Annotated in this window: 22 protein-coding genes; 15 read left to right on the top strand and 7 right to left on the bottom strand. The window is 59.1% G+C overall.

Annotated elements, in window-relative coordinates; genetic code table 11:
- The first annotated feature begins 8 nt into the window (after nucleotides 1-8).
- From AC1DM5_RS07175 to AC1DM5_RS07160, 4 genes are read left to right on the top strand one after another with little or no spacing between them, the layout of a single operon-like run.
- The gene (locus AC1DM5_RS07175; protein ID WP_477818566.1) at nucleotides 9-986 is read left to right on the top strand and encodes a tagatose kinase; all 978 of its coding nucleotides are present in this window, start codon (nucleotides 9-11) and stop codon (nucleotides 984-986) included.
- Nucleotides 986-2,260, top strand: coding sequence for a D-tagatose-bisphosphate aldolase, class II, non-catalytic subunit (locus tag AC1DM5_RS07170; RefSeq protein ID WP_477818565.1), 1,275 nt, complete (start codon nucleotides 986-988; stop codon nucleotides 2,258-2,260). Before AC1DM5_RS07175 ends, AC1DM5_RS07170 begins: the two co-directional genes overlap by 1 nt.
- Nucleotides 2,261-2,284: 24 nt before the next feature.
- Nucleotides 2,285-3,010, top strand: a complete 726-nt coding sequence (locus AC1DM5_RS07165) for an SDR family oxidoreductase (protein ID WP_113182804.1) — start codon at nucleotides 2,285-2,287, stop codon at nucleotides 3,008-3,010.
- Nucleotides 3,011-3,021: 11 nt separating this feature from the next.
- Nucleotides 3,022-3,795 carry an SDR family NAD(P)-dependent oxidoreductase gene (locus AC1DM5_RS07160; protein WP_477818564.1) on the top strand — a complete coding sequence of 258 codons (774 nt, stop codon included), beginning with the start codon at nucleotides 3,022-3,024 and terminating at the stop codon, nucleotides 3,793-3,795.
- A gap of 89 nt (nucleotides 3,796-3,884) precedes the next feature.
- On the opposite strand, the gene AC1DM5_RS07155 is transcribed toward AC1DM5_RS07160, so the two are convergent.
- Nucleotides 3,885-4,370, bottom strand: coding sequence for a MarR family winged helix-turn-helix transcriptional regulator (locus AC1DM5_RS07155; RefSeq protein WP_477818563.1), 486 nt, complete (start codon nucleotides 4,368-4,370; stop codon nucleotides 3,885-3,887).
- A 49-nt stretch (nucleotides 4,371-4,419) separates the two neighbouring features.
- On the opposite strand from AC1DM5_RS07155, the gene AC1DM5_RS07150 reads away from it, so the two are divergent.
- The 6 genes from AC1DM5_RS07150 (at nucleotide 4,420) to AC1DM5_RS07125 (ending at nucleotide 11,965) form a co-directional block, all read left to right on the top strand.
- Nucleotides 4,420-5,934 carry an FAD-dependent oxidoreductase gene (locus AC1DM5_RS07150; RefSeq protein ID WP_477974796.1) on the top strand — a complete coding sequence of 505 codons (1,515 nt, stop codon included), beginning with the start codon at nucleotides 4,420-4,422 and terminating at the stop codon, nucleotides 5,932-5,934.
- A gap of 190 nt (nucleotides 5,935-6,124) precedes the next feature.
- Complete coding sequence (locus AC1DM5_RS07145; protein WP_477818561.1) at nucleotides 6,125-7,678, top strand: ABC transporter substrate-binding protein; 1,554 nt, start codon at nucleotides 6,125-6,127, stop codon at nucleotides 7,676-7,678.
- A gap of 40 nt (nucleotides 7,679-7,718) precedes the next feature.
- Nucleotides 7,719-9,491 carry an ABC transporter ATP-binding protein gene (locus tag AC1DM5_RS07140; RefSeq protein WP_477818560.1) on the top strand — a complete coding sequence of 591 codons (1,773 nt, stop codon included), beginning with the start codon at nucleotides 7,719-7,721 and terminating at the stop codon, nucleotides 9,489-9,491.
- Nucleotides 9,488-10,342: an ABC transporter permease gene (locus AC1DM5_RS07135; RefSeq protein WP_477818559.1), complete on the top strand. Its 855-nt coding sequence runs from the start codon at nucleotides 9,488-9,490 to the stop codon at nucleotides 10,340-10,342. The genes AC1DM5_RS07140 and AC1DM5_RS07135 overlap by 4 nt, the downstream gene beginning before the upstream one ends.
- Before the next feature lie 3 nt (nucleotides 10,343-10,345).
- Entirely contained in the window at nucleotides 10,346-11,335 is a 990-nt protein-coding gene (locus AC1DM5_RS07130) for an ABC transporter permease (protein WP_477818558.1), read from the top strand.
- A 147-nt stretch (nucleotides 11,336-11,482) separates the two neighbouring features.
- Nucleotides 11,483-11,965 carry a helix-turn-helix domain-containing protein gene (locus tag AC1DM5_RS07125; protein ID WP_477818557.1) on the top strand — a complete coding sequence of 161 codons (483 nt, stop codon included), beginning with the start codon at nucleotides 11,483-11,485 and terminating at the stop codon, nucleotides 11,963-11,965.
- Nucleotides 11,966-12,028: 63 nt separating this feature from the next.
- Here the strand turns inward: AC1DM5_RS07125 and AC1DM5_RS07120 are convergent, their stop codons facing one another.
- Both AC1DM5_RS07120 and AC1DM5_RS07115 read right to left on the bottom strand, forming a co-directional pair.
- A complete protein-coding gene (locus AC1DM5_RS07120; protein ID WP_477818556.1) occupies nucleotides 12,029-14,308 on the bottom strand; it encodes a PAS domain-containing protein in 2,280 nt (759 codons plus the stop codon).
- 60 nt (nucleotides 14,309-14,368) lie between these two features.
- On the bottom strand, nucleotides 14,369-15,019 hold the full coding sequence (locus tag AC1DM5_RS07115) for a response regulator transcription factor (protein ID WP_477818555.1): 651 nt from the start codon (nucleotides 15,017-15,019) through the stop codon (nucleotides 14,369-14,371).
- A gap of 887 nt (nucleotides 15,020-15,906) precedes the next feature.
- Between AC1DM5_RS07115 and AC1DM5_RS07110 the strand changes: the two genes are divergently transcribed.
- Together AC1DM5_RS07110 and AC1DM5_RS07105 are read left to right on the top strand one after the other, a co-directional pair.
- Nucleotides 15,907-16,554: a response regulator transcription factor gene (locus AC1DM5_RS07110; protein ID WP_477818554.1), complete on the top strand. Its 648-nt coding sequence runs from the start codon at nucleotides 15,907-15,909 to the stop codon at nucleotides 16,552-16,554.
- A 51-nt stretch (nucleotides 16,555-16,605) separates the two neighbouring features.
- On the top strand, nucleotides 16,606-16,992 hold the full coding sequence (locus AC1DM5_RS07105) for a response regulator transcription factor (protein WP_477818553.1): 387 nt from the start codon (nucleotides 16,606-16,608) through the stop codon (nucleotides 16,990-16,992).
- Nucleotides 16,993-16,998: 6 nt separating this feature from the next.
- Here the strand turns inward: AC1DM5_RS07105 and AC1DM5_RS07100 are convergent, their stop codons facing one another.
- Both AC1DM5_RS07100 and AC1DM5_RS07095 read right to left on the bottom strand, forming a co-directional pair.
- Nucleotides 16,999-18,534: a PAS domain-containing sensor histidine kinase gene (locus AC1DM5_RS07100; RefSeq protein ID WP_477818552.1), complete on the bottom strand. Its 1,536-nt coding sequence runs from the start codon at nucleotides 18,532-18,534 to the stop codon at nucleotides 16,999-17,001.
- 90 nt (nucleotides 18,535-18,624) lie between these two features.
- Complete coding sequence (locus AC1DM5_RS07095) at nucleotides 18,625-18,813, bottom strand: hypothetical protein (RefSeq protein ID WP_477818551.1); 189 nt, start codon at nucleotides 18,811-18,813, stop codon at nucleotides 18,625-18,627.
- Between the two features lie 36 nt (nucleotides 18,814-18,849).
- Between AC1DM5_RS07095 and AC1DM5_RS07090 the strand changes: the two genes are divergently transcribed.
- The 3 genes from AC1DM5_RS07090 (at nucleotide 18,850) to AC1DM5_RS07080 (ending at nucleotide 21,630) form a co-directional block, all read left to right on the top strand.
- Nucleotides 18,850-19,596 carry an SDR family NAD(P)-dependent oxidoreductase gene (locus AC1DM5_RS07090; RefSeq protein ID WP_477818550.1) on the top strand — a complete coding sequence of 249 codons (747 nt, stop codon included), beginning with the start codon at nucleotides 18,850-18,852 and terminating at the stop codon, nucleotides 19,594-19,596.
- 455 nt (nucleotides 19,597-20,051) lie between these two features.
- The gene (locus AC1DM5_RS07085; protein ID WP_477818549.1) at nucleotides 20,052-20,831 is read left to right on the top strand and encodes an alpha/beta fold hydrolase; all 780 of its coding nucleotides are present in this window, start codon (nucleotides 20,052-20,054) and stop codon (nucleotides 20,829-20,831) included.
- Between the two features lie 358 nt (nucleotides 20,832-21,189).
- Nucleotides 21,190-21,630 (top strand): hypothetical protein, encoded by a 441-nt coding sequence (locus tag AC1DM5_RS07080; protein WP_477818548.1) that lies wholly within the window; start codon nucleotides 21,190-21,192, stop codon nucleotides 21,628-21,630.
- A gap of 84 nt (nucleotides 21,631-21,714) precedes the next feature.
- Here AC1DM5_RS07080 and AC1DM5_RS07075 read toward each other — a convergent pair whose 3' ends face one another.
- Both AC1DM5_RS07075 and AC1DM5_RS07070 read right to left on the bottom strand, forming a co-directional pair.
- Nucleotides 21,715-22,470 (bottom strand): SDR family oxidoreductase, encoded by a 756-nt coding sequence (locus AC1DM5_RS07075; protein WP_477818889.1) that lies wholly within the window; start codon nucleotides 22,468-22,470, stop codon nucleotides 21,715-21,717.
- Between the two features lie 131 nt (nucleotides 22,471-22,601).
- The gene (locus AC1DM5_RS07070) at nucleotides 22,602-22,850 is read right to left on the bottom strand and encodes a hypothetical protein (protein WP_477818547.1); all 249 of its coding nucleotides are present in this window, start codon (nucleotides 22,848-22,850) and stop codon (nucleotides 22,602-22,604) included.
- Nucleotides 22,851-22,965 lie beyond the last annotated feature (115 nt).

Below are 22,965 nucleotides of genomic sequence, written 5' to 3'. Positions count from 1 at the left end.
GGATTGCAATGGTTTCAGTGCTGGCTCCGGACCATCTCGGTCCCACGGTTTGTGTCGGCGAGATTCTCGTGGAGATCGTTGCGACGACGGTCGGAGACGGCTTCCGTGAGGCTCAGCCGCTCGTCGGTCCGTTTGCCAGCGGGGCGCCGGCGATCTTCATCTCGCAATGCGGCCGGCTCGGCGGAGCAGCGGCGATGGTGGGGGCAGTCGGCAGCGATGATTTCGGTCGCGTCAATATTGATCGCCTCAAGCGTGATGGCGTTGATGTGTCGACCATTTCCATCGACCCTGACTATCCGACCGGAAGCGCCTTTGTCCGCTACCGCAAGGACGGCTCTCGCGACTTCGTCTACAATATCGCAAAGTCCGCGGCCGCCCGCTTCGGCTGGTCTCAAGGCGTCAGCGATCTCATCAACCGCAGCGGACATCTCCATGTGATGGGTTCGGCTCTCTCCGTTCCGAGCGCGCGTGAAGTAATCGACAAAGCGGTCGACATCGTGAAGGCGCGAGGCGGAACGCTCTCGGTCGATCCGAACGTCCGCAAGGAATTGCAGGTCGACGAGGATACCGAGCGCCGATTTGCCAGGCTTGTCGCCGCCGCCGATCTTCTATTGCCGTCAGGGGAAGAGCTTGAGCGGGCGGCTGGCATCTCGGGCGAAGCCGAGGCGATCCACCGTCTTTTCGAAATAGGCGTGAAGGAGATCGTCCTGAAGCGCGGCGCGGAGGGCGCGACCTATTTCGGCAGGGACGGAGACCGGATCGACGCTCCGGCCTTCCTCGTCGAGGAGGTCGATCCTACCGGCGCCGGCGACTGCTTCGGCGGGGCCTACCTCACTTGCCGGCGGCTCGGAATGTCTCCAGGCGAAGCTCTTACCTATGGTTCTGCCGCAGGCGCCCACAATGTGACGATCCGCGGTCCGATGGAAGGTGCCGGCACGCGCCAGGAGCTCGACGCGTTCATCGCCGCAACGGAAAGGCGCTCCTGATGCCGATAAAGCTGAACGAACTGGCTGCACTCAGGGCTCAGGGCCGCCCCGCGGGGATCACCTCGGTCTGCTCGGCCCATCCGATCGTATTGCGGGCGGCGCTACGTCATGGGCGTGATCATTCGAGCACTGTTCTGATCGAAGCCACCTGCAACCAGGTCAACCATCTGGGTGGCTATACCGGGATGACCCCTGCGGACTTTGCTGCTCTCGTGTTGCGCATCGCCAAAGAGGAGGGCTGCCCGGAAAACCTCATCGTGCTTGGCGGCGACCATCTCGGACCGAATCCCTGGCGGGACCGTGCGGCCGAAGAAGCCATGGCGGAGGCTGAGAGGATGGTTGCGGCCTATGTCGATGCCGGGTTCCGCAAGATCCATCTGGATGCATCGATGGGCTGCATGGGTGAGCCCGCCGCATTGGACGACGAGACGACCGCCCATCGCGCTGCCCGCCTTGCCGCTGTCGCAGAGACCTCGGCAAGGCGGGCAGGGGGCGCCATGCCGGTTTATGTGATCGGCACGGAGGTTCCTCCTCCCGGTGGCGCGGATCACGCGCTGACCGCGATCGAGCCGACTGCGGCTTCGGCCGCCAGGCGGACGATCGATGTCCATCGCCGTATCTTTGCCGAGGCCGGCCTTACGGAGGCGTTTGCTCGTGCCATCGGCTTGGTGGTGCAGCCGGGCGTCGAGTTCGGCAACCACAACGTCATCAGGTACGACCGCAGCAAGATCGATGCGTTGAAGCAGGTGCTCGAGGATGAGCCGCAGTTCGTGTTCGAAGCGCATTCCACCGATTATCAGGGCACCGGTCCGCTGACCGCGCTCGTTGAAGACGGTTTTCCGATCCTCAAGGTCGGACCGGAATTAACTTTCGTCCTGCGCGGGGCCCTCTATGGGCTGGACCTGATCGCATCCGACCTCGTGCCTGATTATGGCGAGCGTCCCCTGTACGCTGCGATGGAGGCTTTGATGCTGGCGCATCGGGAGCATTGGAGCCGTCACTATCCCGGCACGGAGGGCGAGCAGCGCTGGCTTCGGCATTATTCGCTGTCCGACCGCATCCGGTACTATTGGACGGCTGAACAGGCTCAATCCGCCGTCGCGCGTCTTTGCGACGCGCTTGCCGGAAAGTCCGTACCGTTCCCCCTGTTCTGGCAGCACATGCCGACCGCCGAGCGGTTTTCTGACACGCCGCTCGATCCTGAGGAGGTTTTGGTCTGGCGGGTGACGAAAAGCCTTGCGGAATATCATGCAGCATGCGGCGGAGCGAGATGAGGCCGCCTAACCGAGGAGGAAAGAATGAACGAGTTGAAAGGGAAGATCGCTGCGATCACGGGCGCGGCGTCGGGTATCGGAATGGCGTCGACGGAGGCGATGATCGCGGCAGGCGCCACGGTCGTTCTCGTTGACCGCGACGAGAAGGCGTTAAAAGCAGCCTGCGAGCGTCTCGGGGAGCAGGCGATACCTCTCGCTCTGGACCTGCTGGATCCGGAGGCATGCGCCAAGCTTCTTGACCGCGTGCTGTCGAAGGTAGGGCAGCTCGACATTTTGCATGCCAATGCCGGCACCTATATCGGCGGCGACCTAGCGGATGCCAATCTCGACGCCATCGACCGGATGCTCAACCTCAACGTCAATGTGGTGATCAAGAACGTGAGGACCGTCATTCCGCACATGATCGAACGCGGCACAGGCGACATCGTCGTCACGAGCTCGGTCGCTGGCCATTCGCCCGTTCCATGGGAGCCGGTCTATTCGCCGTCGAAATGGGCGATGACCTGCTTTGTCCAGACGATGCGCCGCCAGCTTCTGAAAAGCGGCATTCGTGTCGGCTCGGTTTCGCCGGGTCCGGTCATCAGTGCGCTGCTTGCCGACTGGCCCGAGGAGAACCTGCGCAAGGCGAAGGAGGCCGGCGCCCTGATCGAACCCAAGGAGGTGGCCGACGCGATAATGTTCATGCTGACGCGTCCGCGCAACGTGACGATCCGCGACATCGTCGTTCTTCCAAGCGCATTCGACATCTGAGGGGCCGAACCATGAGTTATCAGGAAAAATTCCGTCTCGATGGCGAGCGCGCGGTGGTTACCGGCGGCGGGCGCGCCATTGGACTTTGCTGCGCCCACGCGCTTGCCGAGGCTGGTGCCGCCGTCGTCGTGATAGAGCGTAGTGAGTCCGACGCAGAGCAGGCTCTGGCTCTCAAAGACAAGGGATATGACGTCGAGCTACGTCAGGGTGACGTGACTGACTCTGCCAGCATGGAGGCGATCGCCAATGAACTCGCCGACGGCGGACGACCGGCGACGATCCTGGTGAACAATGCCGGGATCGGTCAGAACGGGATTGCAGCAGAAGATGTCACGGACGCCGATTGGCTGCGGATGATGGATGTCAACGTCAATGGCGTCTTTTGGTGCTCTCGCTCCTTCGGCCGCCATATGGTGGCGATGAAACGCGGGGCGATTGTCAATCTCGGCTCGATGTCCGGCATCATTTGCAATCGGCCGCAGCCGCAGACGGCTTACAACGTTTCCAAGGCTGCCGTTCACCACCTCACCCGTTCCATGGCCGCCGAATGGGCTCAGCACGGTGTCAGGATCAATGCTGTCGCGCCAACCTATATCGAGACGCCGATGGTGGCTGCCGTCGAAGCCAATCGCGAGCGGATCCCGATCTGGCTTGCCGATACGCCGATGGGGCGGATGGGTACGCCGGAAGAGGTCGCAAGCGCAGTTCTCTTCCTCGCATCCGGTGCGGCAAGCCTGATGACCGGGGCAATCGTCAACGTCGATGCAGGATTCACCTGCTGGTAGGCCGGCTTCGGTTGAGAGTTTCGAGGCGCCTGCGATCCCGCTGGCGCCTCATTTCCGTCCGTTGGCCTGCCCATCTGTACCGTGGCTCGTCAGCTTTTTGCCGGATGATCCATCACGGCATCGGCAAACTTCCGCATCAGGCGGACCAGATTGTCCAGATCATCGGGATCCCATGTCTTGAATATCTCGAGCCCTATCCTCTCACGCGCTGCATCGACGCGATCTGTCATCGATTTGCCCTTCGCGGTGACGACCGCTTCGCTGACGCGTCGGTCCGTCGCGCTCGGCTGACGTTGAATGAGGCCGAGGCTCTCCAGCTTGGCGACCTGACGGCTGACCGTCGTGTAGTCCCGGCCGGCGCGGTCAGCCAGATCGACCACGCCAATTGGCCCCAATCTTTCAATGCCCACCAGCAAGGGGAAGAGGGCGCGGTCGAGCGAAATCCCTGCCTCCTTGACCATTGCCTCATCCCGTTGCGGCCGGTTCATCACGCTGACGATCTCAAGCAGCGATCCATGAAGTTCATGGATGCGTTTTGAGATATGTGTATTTTGCACATTTTTTGTTGACGACATTCCTGCTCTCCTGTTATGTGCATAATACACATAAATAGGAGCGGCAGCAATGACAGAAGATGACGCAATCGATGTATTGATTTGTGGTGCCGGCGCGGCTGGCCTGACCCTGGCAATCGATCTCGCCCGGCGAGGTGTATCTTTCCGACTGATCGAGAAGATGGATGATCCGTTCCAAGGTTCGCGCGGCAAAGGGATACAACCTCGAACCCTGGAAGTGTTCGAGGACCTCGGCATTGTCGACAAGATTGCTGCGTCCGGCGGTTACTATCCGCATCAGCGCGAATATCACGACGACGGCAGCGTGAAAGATGTCGCGCTCGTCGAGGCTTGTGAGCCGATTCCATCGGAACCCTACGGAATGCCTCTGCTTGTGCCTCAATTCCTGACGGAGAGGGCGATGCGGGAGCGCCTTGCCGAACTCGGCCATGCTCCGGAGTTCGGCTGCGCGTTGGTCGCCTTCGAACAGGATGGGCAGGGTGTAACAGCAAGGTTTTTCAATGGTGGTGAAGAACAGACTATCCACGCACGCTATCTCGTCGGCACCGACGGCGGCCGAAGCTTTGTGCGCCAAGCGCTCGCCGTCGGCTTTCCCGGAAAGACGCTCGGCGTTCGCGCCATTGTTGCCGACGTGACACTGACAGGCCTCAGCCGCGATGTCTGGCATCGCTTCAACGAGGGGTCGATGGAGACGCAGATATCCTTTTGTCCCTTGACGGAAAAAGGGTCTTTCCAGCTGCAGGGACCAGTGCCTCTCGAAGGCGACATCGACCTGTCGGCCGAAGGGCTTACGGCGCTGACTGCCGAACGCACCGGCCGCACTGATGTCCTCATCCAGTCCGTCGCCTGGGCATCGGCATTCAACATGAATGCCCGGCTCGCCGACAGCTATCGTGTCGGCCGCGTCTTTCTCGCCGGAGACGCCGCCCATACCCATCCGCCGACGGGCGGCCAGGGTCTGAACACCAGCGTTCAGGACGCCTACAATCTCGGCTGGAAGCTGGCAGCCGTCCTATCAGGCGCCCCGGAAACGCTTCTCGATAGCTATGAGGAAGAGCGCCGCCCGATCGCGGCGAACATGCTGGGGCTTGCCACCAGATTGCTCGAAGACATGAAGCGCGGCGAAATTCGGCGTGGCCGTGAGGTCCGGCAACTGGACATCGGCTATCTCGGTTCGAGCCTGTCGCTCGAAAAACCCCTGCGTCAGGCTCGCATCCTTGCCGGCAACCGCGCTCCCGACGCGCTGTTGAAGGGCGCCGCAGGACAGCCCGTGCGGCTGTTTGACCTCCTTAAAGGCCCTCATTGGACGCTGCTGGAATTTGAAGTGCAGACGGTAGCCGTCAATCCACGCAAAGGACTGCATATCCACAGCATCGGGCAAGGCGGCGACCTTATCGACAACGAGAACCGGTTCCGCGACACTTACGAAGTTGCGTCAGGTGACCGGATTCTTGTCCGTCCGGATGGTTATGTCGGCGCGATCGTCTCGCAGGGCGACGTGGCGGCATTGGAAGCCTATCTTCATGATGTCGGGTTTAAAACGAGGATGACCGCCGAGCGATGAAAACGCCTCCGCGGCATCGCCTCGCCAGCGAAAGCAGAAATATTTATGGCGCGGAATCTTCAAAGCTTTTCAGTAACACGCCGCTATGATTGTGATGATGATGGGCGTTCGATGACGGTTGCGCGCTGGACAATAGCTGCCTTGCGCTTCCGCCATCCGCGGCCGGTATGACGCAATCACGGATCACTCAATGCCGATAATCTTGTTCGCTTCGATATTCTCACGTTTCAACCGGGTTATCAGTCTTCGCCTGCTTGCATTTTTGCTTGGATCGCTGATCTGCGTCGCGGCCGGTCATGCAGAAAATATCCTGCGGATTCCCTATTCGTCTGATATCGGCACCCTGGATCCGGATAATGGTTTCGAAGTCGCCGGATTGACTGCGCTGGACAACATCTATGAGGGCCTTGTCAAATACGAGGCAGGCTCGACCAGGATTGTCGGATCACTGGCAAAGAGCTGGGAGATCTCCGGCGATGGCTTGACCTACACCTTCCACCTCGTTGAGGGCGTCAAGTTCCACGACGGCACGGCCTTGAATGCCGATGCCGTCGTCACCTCGTTCAAGCGCCGCCGCGACGGCGGTTTTGTGCAGAATTACACGCTCGCCAACATGGCGGATATCGCAGCGTCAGACAGTTCCACTGTCGTCATCACGCTCCGGCACGCGCAGCCCTCTTTCCTGGATGGCCTTGCAAGCCCGTGGGGGCCGAAAATCATCAGCCCGGCCGCAATATCTGATCATGCCAAGGGCGATCTTGCGACGGGATGGCTGACTGACCATACAGCTGGGACCGGGCCGTTCAAATTGGCCGAGTTCAAGCGTGGCGAACGCTATGTACTCGCACGCAACGAAGACTATTGGGGCGCCAAACCCTATTTCAGCAAGGTGGAACTGCCCGTTATCCCCGACATCGGCCAGCAAATTCTCAAATTGAAGGCTGGCGAAATCGATGGCGTACCGACCAATTACCCCTTCGCACAGCTCGGCAGCCTGCCGGCCGATCTGGAAATAACATCCGCCCCCAGCATGACGCAGTTCGAGGCTTTCGTTAAGCCGGGATCGCCGCTTGAAGATGCCGAGGTGCGAAAGGCGGTTCTGACCGCAATCAATCCGAATTTGTGGGCAAGCGATGCCTTCGGGCAATATGCCCATGTCTCGAAATCGCTCTTTCCGAACATTATGCTGGAGCCGGCGCAACCGGTGCAGTTTCCGACCGATTTCGATGCTGCGAAGTCCGCTATCGCCAAGCATGGCCCTGTCACGCTCAACATCGGGCTTTATAGCGCCAATCCGAGCTATGGGCGTATCGCCGACCTGATGATCGCGCAGCTATCGATGATCGGAGTTAAGGCGACTTCCCATATCATGCCGCCGGGGGCAGCCTATGCCATGAAGGGCGATCCGACGGCTCCGGATATGCTGTTGATCATCGCCTCTCCGGATGCGGCTCATCCTGATAATCAGGCAAAGGCATTCTTCACGAAGGAAGCGCCGCTGAACCTTTATGGTATTGTCCTTCCCGAAGCGGATGCAGTTGTTGCGGAGGCCGCTTCCGTGACGGATGTGTCCAAGCGAAATGCGCTTTATGAAAAGGCCGGGCAGATGTATTTCGATGCCGGCCATTTCATCCCGCTCGTGGATGTCGATGATGTGGTGGTCCATCTCATGGGACTGAAAGATCTGGGCCTTCGTTCGGTCTTTCCGCGAGGCAGCATCGACTTTTCAAGCGCGAGGCGTTGATGGCGGAACGCAATCGAATCTGCGGGGAGTTGCGAACGTTGTGACCGAGGCTGTGCTGTCCGTCACCAACGTCAGCGTCGTCCTGCGGCGAAATAGTAGCGATCATCTGGTGCTCGATGGCATCAGTTTTGAGGCAATGCCGGGTGAGATCATTGCGATCGTCGGAGAAAGCGGCTCCGGCAAATCCACGCTCGGAGCGGCGATCCAGGGTTTGCTGCCGGTCTCCAGCGAGCCTAAGGTCCACGGCTCCATTCGTGTTGCCGGCATCGAGATCGTGGGAGCAAAGCCGCGGGTTCTGCGTATGGTGCGTCATTCGCTCGTGCGGGCAATTCCCCAGGATCCGATGAGTGCCCTCAATCCGACGATGACAATCCGACATCAGCTCAAGGAGTCGGCCGGTGGAGACGGCAGCTTCATCAGGGATTGGTTGGGTCGGGTCGGACTGGTGGATGCGGATGCCATACTCGACGAATTTCCGGATCGCCTGTCAGGTGGACAGCGTCAGCGTGTTCTGATCGCAATGGCGTTGATGGCCCAGCCAGAGGTGCTGATTGCCGATGAATCGATCACCTCGCTCGACGTCGCTTTACGAGGCCAGGTCCTCGAACTGCTGCGCGAGATTGCACACGGGCAGCGGACCGCAGTTCTTTTTATAACCCATAATCTTACGGTTGCGGCATCGCTCGCGGACCGCGTGCTTGTGCTTTACAACGGACGCATTCTGGAATTGGGCAGAACTGGCAATGTTTTGGCAAATCCAGGCCATCCCTATCTGGCTGGTCTGCTCGCCACCCGGTTGGATTTCGACACGGATCGCCTGCACTCCCTGCCCACCCTGCCGGTCGAGCGCATGCGTTTGGCCGATCCAGAAAACGCTTGCTGCTATGCCTCCCGTTGCCTCATCGTTCGGGACGAGTGTTTGAACGGGCGGCCCGAACTCGTGCCTTTTTCGGCCAATGATCATGTTGCCGCGTGCTTCTTCCCCGGCTCGGTCCAATCCAGCACGGCTCACTATCACCCCACGCAAGCCTGGCCAACCACGACAACCGTGAAGCCTGTGGAAGTGCTGCGATTGTCCGATGTCAGCAAGAGCTTCACGTCCACCGGCCACTTTGGTCGTCGCTGGTCGAGGCAGGTGCTGGAATCGGTCGACCTTTCGGTTGCGTTCGGCGAATGTGTTGCCCTGCTTGGGGAAAGCGGTGCCGGTAAATCGACAATCGTCAGGCTTGCGGCCGGCCTGCTCGCACCTGACGGGGGAGAGATTTCCCGTGCGGATGAGGCGCCACAGGTCGTTTTTCAGGATGCAGTTGCCTCCCTGACGCCTTGGCTCTCGATCGGCGAGCAGATCGGCGATCGGCTGCGGCATCTCGGCCTCGGGAAGGTTGAGCGTCGTCACAGGGTAGGCGAGGCACTTGAGATGGTTGGCCTGGATGAGAGCCTGATGTCTTCGCTGCCCGCCAGCCTCTCTGTTGGTCAATGCCAGCGCGCAGTGATTGCCCGCGCGATCATCGTGCCGCCGAAATTGTTGCTTTGCGACGAGCCGATCAGCGCGCTTGATGTGTCTCTTGCTGCTACGACCCTGAACCTTCTCGGTGATATCAGGCGACGTCTTGGCATGGCGGTGCTGTTCGTCACCCATGACCTGGCAGCCGCAAGAATAGTCGCAGACCGCATTGCTGTATTGGATAAGGGGCGGGTGGTGCAGCAGGGAGATCCCGACACGATAACTGCCGGCTTTAATCCCGTATCGGTGTGCACCATTCTGGCGGCGACGCCGGGTACGCATCCAGAAACAGGCGGATGGGACGCATGAACGTTCCAGAGTTCCTTCCCGAGGAGCGCTTCGTGCGCTGGTCCGTCGTTATCGGCCGAACCGGCTGGATCGATCGTATCGGGCTATTCGGGGTCGTCGCCACAACAATCGTTGCCTTGTTCGCTACATGGCTAACGCCGTTCGATCCGCAGCTCCGCGTCGCGGCAGCCTATCTGCCACCTTCCCTTGAACACTGGTTCGGGACGGACGAGATCGGGCGCGATCTCTTTTCGCGTATCATCCTCGGTATCCAATATACATGGTTGCCCGCACTTGCCCTTGTCATCATCAGCCTCGTTGTCGGCACATGCATTGGTATGATACCCGGACTTATCAACCGCAGGCTCGACATGCTCGCGCAATGGGTGGCCGAATTCTTCCTGGTCCTGCCTTCGACGCTTGTGGCGCTGGCGGTGATCGCGACGTTGGGCGGGGGCCTTGCCAATACGATGATTGCGATGGGCATCGCGTGGTGGCCCTGGTATGCGCGCATATCCCGTGATGAACTTCGCCGGCTGAACGCCCGTCCGCATGTTGCGGCTGCCAGGGTTGCCGGCATCAGCGGCCCGCGCCTGCTGCTGCGTTACCTTCTTCCCGGTGCCATTCCGGCCCTGCTGGTGGCGGCGACATTGGATGTGGCAACCGCCATCATGACGATGTCGCTTATGTCTTTCATCGGGCTCGGCCAACCGGCCCCCGCGCCCGAACTTGGAGCGATGACATCAAGGGCGCTTGATAGCCTGTCCGTCTATTGGTGGCTTCCAATGTTGCCGGCGGCTATGATTTTTCTCATTTGCCTCTTTGCCAATCTTGCGGGAGACGGCCTTCGCATGGCGTTGCGAGGAGCCTAGGAGATGCTGGCCTTCCTCATACGACGTGTAGCAGGTCTTGTCTTCGTTCTCCTGGCTATGAGCTTCGCAGTATTCTGCCTGCAAAGCGTTATTCCCGCCGATCCCGCGCGCGCCATCGCAGGACCGCTCACGCCGCTTTCGGAGGTGAACGCGCTTCACCAGCAGCTTGGTCTCGATGATCCCATTATCGTCCAGTACGGCCGATTTCTGTCGCGAGTTGTGAAGGGCGATCTCGGAACGTCGGCAAGAACCCGTCAGCCGGTGGCCGCCGATATAAGCCACTATCTGCCGGCATCGTTCGAACTGTCGCTGGCAGCTCTCTTCATCGGTCTTGCGCTGGCAGGTGTTATCGCCGTGGTGCCCCGTATCGCAGGCGGTTCCGGCGGGTTGAGGCTCGTCCTCATTGCGGCTGGCTCGGTTCCGATTTTTATGTCGTCCTTGCTTCTGGTTTATTTCTTCTGGTTCAGCCTCGGATGGCTGCCCGGTTCGGGGAGGATGAGCGAGGATAATGTCGGCGGCCCGACCGGCTTTAATCTGATCGATGCGCTTGTTGGGGGCAGGGTCGATCTCAGTCTCGATGCGATCAGCCATCTGCTTTTGCCGGCCCTCGCTTTGGCGCTGCCGATTGCCGTCGCGGTGGGTCGAAGTCTCGATAGCGCGCTGCGCGAGGTAATGCAGCAGGCCTACATCGGAACCGCGCGAGGAAAGGGCCTTCGGGAGACTGCGGTCGTCCTGCGTCATGGCCTTCGCAATGCCGCGTCGCCGGCTTTGGGAATGGTCGGTCTGCAGATCCGGCTTCTGTTTGGCAATCTGTTGATCGTCGAGCTTGTGTTCGGATGGCCTGGCCTCGGTCTCTATATGGTTCAGTCGCTGACCAGCGCTGACCTTCCGGCTGTTCTTGGCGTCACCATCGTTCTCGGAACCTTTTACATCCTCGTGAATATCGTCGTCGAAATCCTGCAGTCGTTGGCCGATGCGCGTATCGCGCTATAGTCGGCGCAAGGGCATCAGAAGCGCTGGGGCTTTTCTTCGGAACCTATCCTTCCGGCATAGTCTGCTAAACCTCTTCCATATAGATTTCATTGACATTCGGAGTTCATCTGATCAGTGGCGATCCCGGCTGGTGCATAAGGCGGTCCGATGAACCACGACATAAGGTTGAAGGAAGAAATTTCGGCGGTATCATCGTACCGCCAGTTGGCCCATGCCCAAGATTGTATCCAGTTCGGTGAGGTGGGCAATGCGAGTGGAGGCCGCCGCAGGACCGGGCTTAGCAACTGGCAGGTCAAGCGCGTCGTGGAATATGTCGATGAGAGGCTGGAGGGGCCGGTTCGCGTCGACGACTTGGCGGCCGCGGTAAGACTTAGTCCCGGCCATTTCCGCCGTGCTTTTTCGATCAGCTTCGGCATGTCGCCCTATACGTTTGTCATGCAGCAGCGCATCGAGCGCGCCAGAACATTGTTGAGCGCCTGCGAGCATGAAATGGGGGACATCGCCTTTGCCTGCGGTTTGTCGGATCATGCCCATTTTAGCCGCTTGTTCCGGCGTTTCGTCGGAACGACACCCAGTCAATGGCGCCATAAATTCATGATGCAGAGCGCTTCTCACGACGGCGTCCGATAGTCCGCACGGTCCTGCCGAAATCAGGCATCCACAAGAACAATCACGTTGCCGGATCGCCGTCGGTTATGCTGACAAGGCTTCGAGCTCCCTGACCGCCGGCCGGGTATGGTGCTCGCGCTGTGTCGGCTTGGCCTGAACCTCTCGTACCGGCAAGCTGAACGTAATGGATGCGCCATCGCGAGTGCCGTTTTCCGCCCACAGGCGTCCTCCATGGGACTCGACGATAGACCGGCAGATCGCAAGGCCCATGCCCATTCCGTCATGCTTTGTCGTATAAAAAGCCTCGAAAATCCTCTCCGGATCGCTGATTCCGACACCCCGGTCGCTGACTTCCACCTCGACCGTATCGTCGTCCCGTAGCCTGGAGGTGATCTTCAGTATGCGAGCCCCAGGCTCAATATCGTGCATGGCTTCAATACCGTTGCGGATGAGATTGAGCATGACCTGCTCAAGCTGCACCTGGTCTGCACTGGTCGTGGGCAGGAGCGGGTCGAGTTCGATGTCGAGCTTTACCTTGTTGGAGGACAATTTGTCAGCAATCAGCTCGCAGGCATCGCCGATGAGACTGTTCAGATTAACTGCAGTGCGCGGATAGGCTGTCTTGCCGAACAGCGCCCTGATGCGGCTGACCACTTCGGCGGCCGCATCGGCATCGCGCACGATCCAGTCGGCGGAACGTAGGGCGCGTTCTAGGTTCGGCGGTTCCGCACTAAGCCATCGGCGGAACGCGTTCGCATTGGCGACCACCGCCTGCAGAGGTTGATTGAGCTCATGCGCAATCGAGACGGAAAGTTCGGACATGCTGGCGGCGCGCAGTGCCCTTGCCAGTCTCTCGTCGGACTGGCGCAGCGCCTCCTGCGCACGAACCTCATCATCGATGTCGAGATTGACGCCATACCAGCGGATGATCTTGCCGTTTTCGTCGCGCAAGGGTTCAACGCGCGAATCCATCCAGCGGTATTGACCATCCCTATGGCGAAGCCGGCCTTTGTGGTTGAGAGGCTGACCCGTCGCAATGGCATTCCTGAATGCCTCTGTGACCGCGGCGCGGTCTTCGGGGTGGACCAGCTCCTCCCGGGCGGCGACGTGTTTCGGAGTCTTCGAGTGAATAGCGCCTTCATCGAGGCCAGCCCATTCGGAGAAGCGTTTGTTGAAGTAGCAGGGGAGCCCCTCGGGGGTCATGAGCCAGATCAGCGACGGCACCGTATCGACGATCAGGCGCAGTTCCGCTTCACGCTCACGCGCTGCTTCGTGCGCTTCCATCTCGTCATGGATGTCGAGGCAGACGCCGTACCACTGAATGATCTGACCGTCAGCGTCGCGCAGTGGCTCGGCTTTGCCGTCGATCCAGCGATAGACGCCATCGAAGCGCCGCTGCCGATATTTCAGCGCGAAGCGCTCGCCGGTTTCAAAGGCCTGCGACAGGCTCCTCTGGAATAGCGCTCGGTCTTCGGGGTGAATGGCCTCGATGATCGCCGTCGCGAACCTCTTTGTGTCCGCGGGATCGTTGCTCGCAAGCGAAATCCCGGTCCAGCGCATAAGCGGCTTGTTGATATAAGAGGTCTCGCCGGCGGAGTTTGCGCACCAGATGAGGGCCGGCACCGTATCGATCATCTGCTGCAATTGCTGCTGGCTCTCCCTGAGGGCAGCTTCCGCCTTTCGTTGATCATCGATGTCGACCGAGGTCGCGAACCAGGCGGTGATGCGGCCTTGTTCGTCACGCGACGCGATGGCGGAATCGCGCAGCCATCGGTAGGTTCCATCGGCGCGCCGGACCCGCTGTTCTTCGAAGATCGGCTCTCCGGTCCTGAGACTGTGCTCCCATCTTGCCATGCATCCTTCGACCTCGTCGGGATGGACGAACAGGCTCCACCATGAATGGTTGTCGAGCTTGGCGATCTTGCTCATTTCCTCGGCACTCACGCCGACAAAGTCGAGCGCTTTCGGGTTCAGGAAGCGCAGTCGGCCGTCGGGATAGGCCGACCAGCCGAAGCCGGGAATGTCTTCGATATTGGGCTGGATATTCTTGTAAACGCGGTCGAAGAGGCTCTGCGGTTTGAAGACGTTGATGAAAAACCAGAGCGCGGTGGCGCAGCAGGCGAACATGACGACCCGGGTGGGTTCGTCGTTGCCGAAATTGGCGGGAGAGAGAACGACAGCCGCTGTCAGCAAACAGCCGATGAGCAGGACGGCCAGACCTGTGCGCCAGCTTGTATAGAGCCAGATAGCGACCATAGCGACGAGAATGCCGGAGGGATCCGCGAAAAGCCCCGCCAGCAGGATGCCGCTGCCGCCAATAGCCATGGCCGTGACGATCCGTTCTTTTGACGATGTCAACTGCATGGAAGTCCTCTTTGCTTTTGCTGTCGTTACTTTTCCGTGATCTAGCGCTGGTGCGTAATTTCAGCCATCGCTCATTCGAACATGCGAAGGCAGCGCCTGCCAGACATTGAAAAGCTGCGCCACCGAACTGACCTGCATTTTCTTCATCATATTGCTGCGGTGAAGCTTCACCGTAAATTCGCTGATCCCGAGGGAGAAGGCTATCTGTTTGTTGACCTCGCCGGAGACGACCAGTTTCAGAACCTGGCGCTCGCGTACGGTGAGGGTTTCAAACAGGGAAACATATCGATCGGCCGCAGACAGTGCGTTCCTGCGGCTGACATCGGTGGCAATGGCTTTGGACACGGCATCGAGAAAGGTCTGGTCCCGCACAGGTTTGGTCAGGAAATCCTGCGCCCCGGCCTTCATCGCCTGGACGCTCATTGCGATATCCCCGTGCGCCGTTAGAAACAGGACGGGTGTCGTGACGCCATTTCGGGTTAGATGATGCTGCAGGTCCAGACCGCTGATGCCGGGCATGCGGACATCCAGCACGACGCAACTCGGGCGGTCGGGCAGCTTTGCTTCAAGAAATTCCCGGCCCGATAAAAATGTCATTGCGTCGATGCCGACCGAATTCAGTAAGTTCTCCAGAGCCGCGCAAACGGTCGCATCGTCATCAACCAAAATCGCGATCGGACTTTTCGACACCTTGGAGGTGGTCACCCCCATGCATGATCCTCCACTGCCAGCAGACATACCGCTTCCCTGAACTGCATGAGGATACAGTTACAGGCGAGGAAATTGAAGGAGGGGGTGACTAAACCAAATATATATGTCGGAGTGCATTTTTATACTTCTGGTTTCTTGTGGCTTCGCTTTCTACCCTTGAGGGAGCGATACCTTGCTGAAATGCGCCTCAGTTCAGCTAGCGGGATGCAACCCTGAATGCCGTCGGCCGATGCTGGAGTGATACGGCGAGCGTTTCACCATTCACGACAAAATATGCGACCTTCGGTTCGGCTTGCGATGAGGAGGATGTCGCGAGCGGCACGAAGATTTTCGCGGACGCCTTGGGCGCCGATGTCGCTCCATAGCCGAGATACACCAGTATCCCGATGATCAGGCCGCCGATGACCAAAAGCGGAAACCTCGGCATCTCGAGGGGCCTGTATTGAGAGCTTGGGTCATGCCTCATGATCATTGCCTTTGATCGATCTTCGACATGATCAGCTTACAGGCGGTTTGCGGGCCGGGGAGTTATACGAAGGTGCGCGCAGGGGGCAACGAAGGTGTGTCTTGCGATAGTTCTGCACGGGTGTATCGAGCTTGGGTCGCCTGACGCAGCTGGCGGAACTACCTGTTTGCAATTACGAGAGAATTTGACAGACCTGTGGATCGATCTTTCCGCCCAACCTAGACCCTTGGCGTATTTTTGTGATGGGCCCCGCGTGGTAGTATGGCAGGCAGGTTACCGCGTCGCCAAATGCAAGTCCGACGTGGGCCTTTGGCGGACGGGAATCCCTTCATGAATGCTGCGGAACGAGGCAGTGTCAAATTGGCCGCGATGCGGCAGTAGGGGAGATATGCAAAGCCGTCGTTTGGAGGCGCAGAAAGCCATGACGATCGATCAAGTCAGCACGAGGGACGAACCGGTTGTCTGTATCGTTGACGACGAAGGCCCCGTCAGGGCCTCGCTGGTGGACCTTTTCGAGTCGGTAGCGATGAAGGCCATCGCATTCGAGAGTGCTTCGGATTTTCTGGAGCGCTGCGATATCGGGCAGGCAGGCTGCATTCTTTTGGACGTGCGGATGCCCGGCATCAGTGGCCTGGACTTCCAGGACCAACTCGCTGCAGCTGGCAACACCATGCCCATTATCTTCATGTCGGGTCACGGAAGTATCCCCCTGACCGTAAAGGCGATGAAGGCGGGAGCAACGGACTTCCTGATCAAGCCATTTGCCGGCAGCGCCGTGATCGCCGCAGTTGGCGAAGCGATCAGGCGGGATGCAGAGAACCGGAAAGAGGCCGCTATCCGCGCCCAGGTGCAAAACTGTGAAGCCAGGCTTACTCCGCGCGAGCGGGAAGTCTTGCATTATGTCGCAGCCGGATTGATGAACAAGCAGATTGCACATGAGATGCAGATCAGCGAAATCATGGTGAAACTGCATCGGGGACGAATGATGAAAAAGATGCAGGCAGGCTCCCTTGCGGAGCTTGTCCGCAAATTTGACATGTTGAAACCGGATCTCAAACTGTATCAGTAACCTGCGCGGCGCCTAGCTCATTGCCCGAAAAAGAAGAATTGTACTGACGCAATGGCAAGTTCCCCCAATCAGACTGTCGCTGTCATTGATGACCATCGCTATCTCAGGGAATCCCTCAAGGACCTGCTCGAGGCGGCCGGTTATGAATGCGAGCTCTACGAGTCGGCCGAGAGATTCCTGAACGAAAAAGGTTATTCGCTCGTTGATTGCATTCTTGCCGACGTCAGAATGCCGGGAATGTCTGGCGTCGAGATGCTCCAGGCATTGAGCAGGATGCCATCCCACCCGCCTGTCATCATCATGACTGCGCACGGGGACAAGGACGTCGAGGCCGCCGTCTTTCAGGCGGGCGCGATCGCCTTTCTAAAGAAACCCGTCAATGCCGACTTGCTCATGTCGTGGCTGGAGCGCGCGATCAGCGACTATCGCGCAGGCTAGTCGTCATCATGCGTGAGCGGCCTGTTCCACTTCAACCGGCAGGGTAAAGACGAACTTCGCTCCGTGTGGGTCGGCTTGCTCAACGCTTAACCGCCCGCCGTGAGATTCGACGATGGAGCGGCTGATTGCCAGCCCCATTCCCATCCCTTGGCCTTTTGTCGTGAAGAAGGGCTCGAATATTCTATCGGGGAATTCGACGCCCGGGCCGCGATCGCTGATCTCTATCCGCACGGCATCAGTCGCACGGCGGGCGCGAATGTGCAGAACGCGGTCATCACCAGCAGAATCCATGGCCTCCAGGCCATTGCGGATAAGATTGATCAGGACCTGTTGGACCTGAACCCGATCGAAGGCGATCGGCGGAAGGTCGCGCTCGAGCTCGATATCCATGCGCACACGCCGCCGCATCGCTTCCTCGGCCATGAGGTCGCGGGCTTCTCTGACCACGCTGTCGAGTGCGGCGTAATCTCTCGACGTTTCGGAGCGTTTGAACAAAGCGCGGATGCGGCCGACGACTTCGACGGCCGAATGTGCGCTTGCCGATATGCGCTCAACTGCTTTCTGCGCCCGTTCGATATTGGGCGGTTCGGCCGAAAGCCAGCGCTGGCTGACATCCGAGCTTGATATAACGGCCGCGAGCGGCTGACTGATCTCGTGGGCGATCGAGGCGGAAAGCTCGGCAAGGCTCGCCGCCTGGCTTGCCCGCGCGAGGTTCTGCTGGGCGAGGCTCAGGGCCTCCTGAACGCGAACCTGATCCTCGACATCGATGGACAGGCCGTACCATTCCACGACCGCACCGTTTCTATCGCGAAGGGGCTCGAACCGGCCTTCCGTCCAGTGGAACATACCGTCCGGTCCGCGCCGTCTGTATCGCATCATGAAAGGTTCGCCCGCCCGGATGCAATGCGCAGCCCTGCGCTGCACCTCAGGGCTATCCTCGGGATGGACAAGTTCCTGCGCTGCCCGTGCAAATTCCTCGAAATTCGCTTTGGAAAGGCCCAGTTCCTGCATATAGCGCCTGCTGACGTAGGAGAGCTCGCCCGCCGGTGTCCAGCTGCAGATGTGGACCGGCAAGGCATCGATGAGCCGCTGAAGGTGCCGTTCGCTGCGTTGCAACGCCTCTTCGGCGTGGACCTGATCGTCGATATCGTGGCAGAGGCCATACCACTGGCTGATGCGTCCATGCCGGTCGTGTATCGAATCTGCGCGGCTCGACATCCAGCGATAGATGCCGTCGTAGCGGCGCAGCCGATATCGTGTGGAAAAGCTTTCGCCTGTGGCGAAGCAATGGTGGAGCGCGTCCCTGAAGCCCGAGGCGTCATCCGGATGGATCGCCATCTCGATCATTGCATCCAGCCGGCTCATGCCCGGTAATTGTAAATCGGCAATATCCCGACCGAGGTAATCGATCATCTGTTCGTTGAAGAAGATCGGCTCGCCGTCTGCCGTCAGCCGCCAGATGTGAGACGGCACCCTATCGACGAGTTCGGCGAGCGCCCGTTCCCGTTTGCGCAATGCCTTGACGCTCCGGCTGACGATCATCCCCTGCTCCTGGCGACACATTCGCGTCTCAACAGGCTGAAATGCCTGCAGCGGGATTTATCCTACGATACGGCGGAAAACGAAAGCAATTCATACGGGAAGACGCGTCTTGGCTGCCAGTCGCTGCCGATCTGCCTGGATGTCGTCGCGCCGGATGACGAACTGGATGCGTTCATCCCCAAAGCGGGTTTCGCAATAGACGATCGGCCGCGCCCGCTCATTTGTCTGTTCCAGGCAAAGTTCCTTGTCCTCGGACCCGGCTAATAGAGGCCGATGCAACTCGCTATCTCCTGCGCGTCAACAAGGAGAATTCAGATGCCAAGTCTAAAGGATAAAGTGGCCATCATCACGGGTGGCAATAGCGGGATAGGAAAAGCGACGGCGCGGCTTTTCGCCGAGGAGGGGGCGAAGGTCGTCATCACCGGACGCCGCCAGGATGTCGTCGACGAAGCGGTTCGGGAGATCGGCAATGGGGCAATCGGAATTTGCGGCGACGTCGCCAGCATCGATTACCATCGCCGGCTCGCGGCTGAGGTAACGGAGCGCTTTGGCGCCATTGATGTCTATATGGCCAATGCCGGCATCATCAATCTCGCAGCGTCAGAGACGGTCAGTGAGGCCGAATACGACCAGCATTTTGCGGTGAATACGCGCGGTGTCTTCTTCGGTGTTCAGACCATAGCTCCGCATATGCGCGATGGCGGAAACATCATCGTCACGAGTTCTCTGGCCGGGACGAAGGTTTTGCCGAACCATACTGTTTATGCCGGTACCAAGGCTGCGCTCGCGGCATTTGCCCGCAATTGGGCGATCGAATTCAAATCGCGCCGGATCCGCGTCAATATTCTCAGCCCCGGTCCTGTCGAGACCGAGATCCTGGGAAAACTCGGCGTCAGCGAAAGCAACCGCCCGCAGTTCGAGCAGCAGATGGCGGATCTGATACCGGCGGGACGTCTCGGGCGCCCCGAAGAACTGGCTCAGGCCGCGCTCTTCCTTGCATCGGCGGGCACTTTCGTGAACGGAATCGAACTCCACGTCGACGGTGGCATGTGCGTGGCCTGACGCAAGGGGCGTGGGATTTTTGCGCGGCCGGCTCGTATGCCAGCCGCAGCAATCCCTTGTCAGTCGCTCTCGGAGCCATGCCAACCGTGGCGGGGAACAGTGCGCGCGAAGAAGCAAAATCAAACATGCGGTTGGATTTATCGAACGGTGACGTTTGCCTGACGGCGTCAGGGTAAAGCTTCACAATGCGGGACGATCGGCAAGGCAGCCCCTGAGGTGGCCGATGGGCGGTGTTTGTGTCGTACTCATCGGAAAACCGTAGAACGGAGGTTTAGATTGCCGCAGAGCGCTCGCCGATACAACGATATGGCTGCTCACGTTGTCGATCGCGGCACCTGGCCTGACGTGCGAAGCGTCCTTCATCCAGTTGCTCGTCACCAGTTGAACAAAAAGTGACTCGACATATAAATCGCGTCATATTAAATTGTGCGCAATGTAACAAAGGAGACCAACCGATGCATAGAATCTTGAAATCCGTATTCGCACTCGGCGCACTGGCAGTTCTTGCCGCCCCTGTAGCCGCTGAATCCGCAAAGCCGACGGTAGTACTCGTGCACGGCGCCTTTGCCGATGCATCGAGCTGGAATGATGTCATCGCTCGTCTGGAAAAGGATGGTTATCCGGTTGTCGCCGTTGCCAATCCACTGCGCAGCGTAAAGTCGGATGGTGATTATGTTGGCCGTATCGTCGCCGGCATAAAGACGCCGGTCGTTCTCGTGGGCCATTCCTATGGCGGCTCGGTCATCAGCGAGGCTGCCGCGGAGACGAAGAATGTCGAAGCGCTGGTCTATGTTGCTGCCTTTGCCCCGGACAAGGGCGAGTCCGCCGCCGACCTCTCCGGCAAGTTCCCCGGCAGCACCCTAGCGCCGACGCTTGCAGAGCCGGTGGCATTGGAAAATGGCGGAAAGGATCTGTACATCCAGCAGGACAAGTTTCATGAGCAATTTGCTGCTGATGTGCCGGCAAAGACCGCAAAGCTGATGGCAGCAACCCAGCGTCCGATCACCGAAGCGGCCTTGACCGAAGGAGCGCCCGGTGCGGCGTGGCAGACCATTCCTTCCTGGTTCATCTACGGTGATGCAGACAAGAACATCCCTGCCAAAGCTCTTGGCTGGATGGCAGAGCGCGCTCACTCCAAGGAGACCGTCGTGGTCAAGGGTGCCTCCCACGTCGTAATGGTTTCTCATCCCGACAAGGTTGCGAAGATCATCGAAGACGCGGCTTCCGCCAAGTAGCTCTAAAACTTCATCTTGTTGTTGAATGGGCTCCGTCCTCGTTGGAGGAGCCCAAAAGCTGTTATCGGTGCGGCCGAAGTGGTAAACAATTTGAAATTGTTTAGTTTGATGCCGCTGCAGCGTTTCTGTGCAGATACATAGAAAGTGTCGGCCGTATTGCGAATGTACCGGCGGTCGTTCTCGGCACGCCGATTGATAGCGCGCTTCGGTCCTGCCTCGAGGACGCCGGCTGCCGACTTCCAGCCGTTTTCCTCTGCGTTCCAGCGGCCTATCACATTCGGCTCCCTAACCTTGGTTTGGGAAGTAAGCCATAGCCTTGGATGTTAATTTTGAGGCCCGCTTATCCAAGGAGGTTGCGATGCAGGTCACGAAATTCATTGTCTACGTCATGGTCGGTTTCAACATATTGCTTGCCGGCTGGCTGGCCCTTTACATGCTCTACGATCCCGAAAGCTGGTATTATTTTGTCCCGGGCGTCACCGATACGGGGATGTACAACCAGCATTTCATTCGCGATATCGGCATCATCCAGGGCTTCATCGCACTTGCATTTGCCTTTGGTGCCTGGAAGCCGAGCCGGCGGGTCGAGCTGTGGGCCGGCGCGACGCTCTGGCTGATCGCGCATGCCACCTTCCATCTTTGGGAGGTCGCTGTCGGCATTTGCTCTTCGTCGGTGATCCTGCGGGACTTCCCGGCGGTGAGCCTGCCCGCGATCTTCGGGATACTCGCGACGCTCTGGGCAATTCAACAGGCCATTGCCTCCCCGAGCCGGCAGGGAGTTGCAGGAATTCGCGTGTGAGACGGATGCTTCAGCCAAAGGAGAAAGGAGGCGCTTCTGCGCCTCCTTTTTGTTCCAGCCGCAAGGTATGCAGAAGCATTGCCGCTAGGCGGCCATCATCGATCGGGAAAGCCATTCGTGGAATGTCACGGTTCCGACAAGTGCATCAGCTCCGGGAAGGAGCGTAGTTTTCGCCAGCTTCACACCGAAGAATGGTGCTTCCGGATCGATCGCAATCGAGCGCGGATCTTCGCTCGCCGTCAGAACCTCTCGCGCCAACTGGTCCAGCAGGACGGATTCAGGGCCAGCGATTTCAACGATGTCATTGCGGGGTGCATCGACGATAATCCTGGATATCAAAGTTGACGCTTCATCCGCTGCAATCGGTCTCACCAGGGAGGGCGACAGCCGGAAGCCATTGCCGTCGGCTGCCAAATCGATGATGCCGTTAAAAAATTCGAAGAATTGGGCGGACCTGATAATGGTATAGGGCAGCCCTGAGGCCCGTATGAGATTTTCCTGCACCATCTTTGCGCGGAAGTAGTCGTTTTCCACCAGCCTGTCCGTCGCGACGACGGACAGGGCAAGGTAGTGCCCGACGCCGGCATCCTTCGCTGCTGCCAGCAGGTTCTTTCCCGCCTGCTTGAAGAAGCCAAGCGCGTTTGAATCGCCGAATGAGCCGGAATTGGTGACATCGATCACCACGTCCGCATTGGCAAGCGCCGCCGGCAGTCCTTCGCCGGTATAGGCATCGACGCCGGTGCTGGTCGACACTCCAGTGACGGTTTGACCCGCCCGTTCCAGTTCGCGAACGATCTTGGATCCCATCATACCGCTCGCACCAACAACCGTAATTTTCATCTCGCGCCTCCGGGGAGATTGTCTGCCATGCCGAAAGGATAGCTGTTTCCGGGGACGGATCGATAAAACGAAGTTTTGGGTTGACCCGAAGCAGGGCAGAGTGCGTTCGCTCACGCCTCCTCTCCCAGGGATTAATGCCCGTGGGAGTTCTCGAGCTCGACGACCCGGATTTCGTTGGCGCGTGCAATCGCAGCGTCAAGCTGCTCGCGCTCTCTCTTCAGGAAGCGAAGCCAGTCCTCAATGGCCTCAAATCGCGTCGGAAAACCGCCGGACACCGCCTCGCCCTTGGCAAATTTCTCCAGGGTAAAATCCCAGTTCGCTTCACGAACGATCGCATATTCTGCGCCATCGTTCTGCTCGACAGGTCTCATGTCCGCCACGGGCTTCTTCCTCGATATTTGCTCGGGTGAAAAGGCTGGACTTTCAGCGGGATAGGGTCAACGCAAACCAAGGTTTGGCAAACCAATGTTAGGGATGTCAGGCGCTGCATCGGCC

This window comes from Rhizobium sp. 01T437 (genome assembly GCF_056398505.1).
The sequence above is the reverse complement of the archived record's forward strand: the minus strand, read 5'-3'. Positions and strand labels throughout refer to the sequence as shown.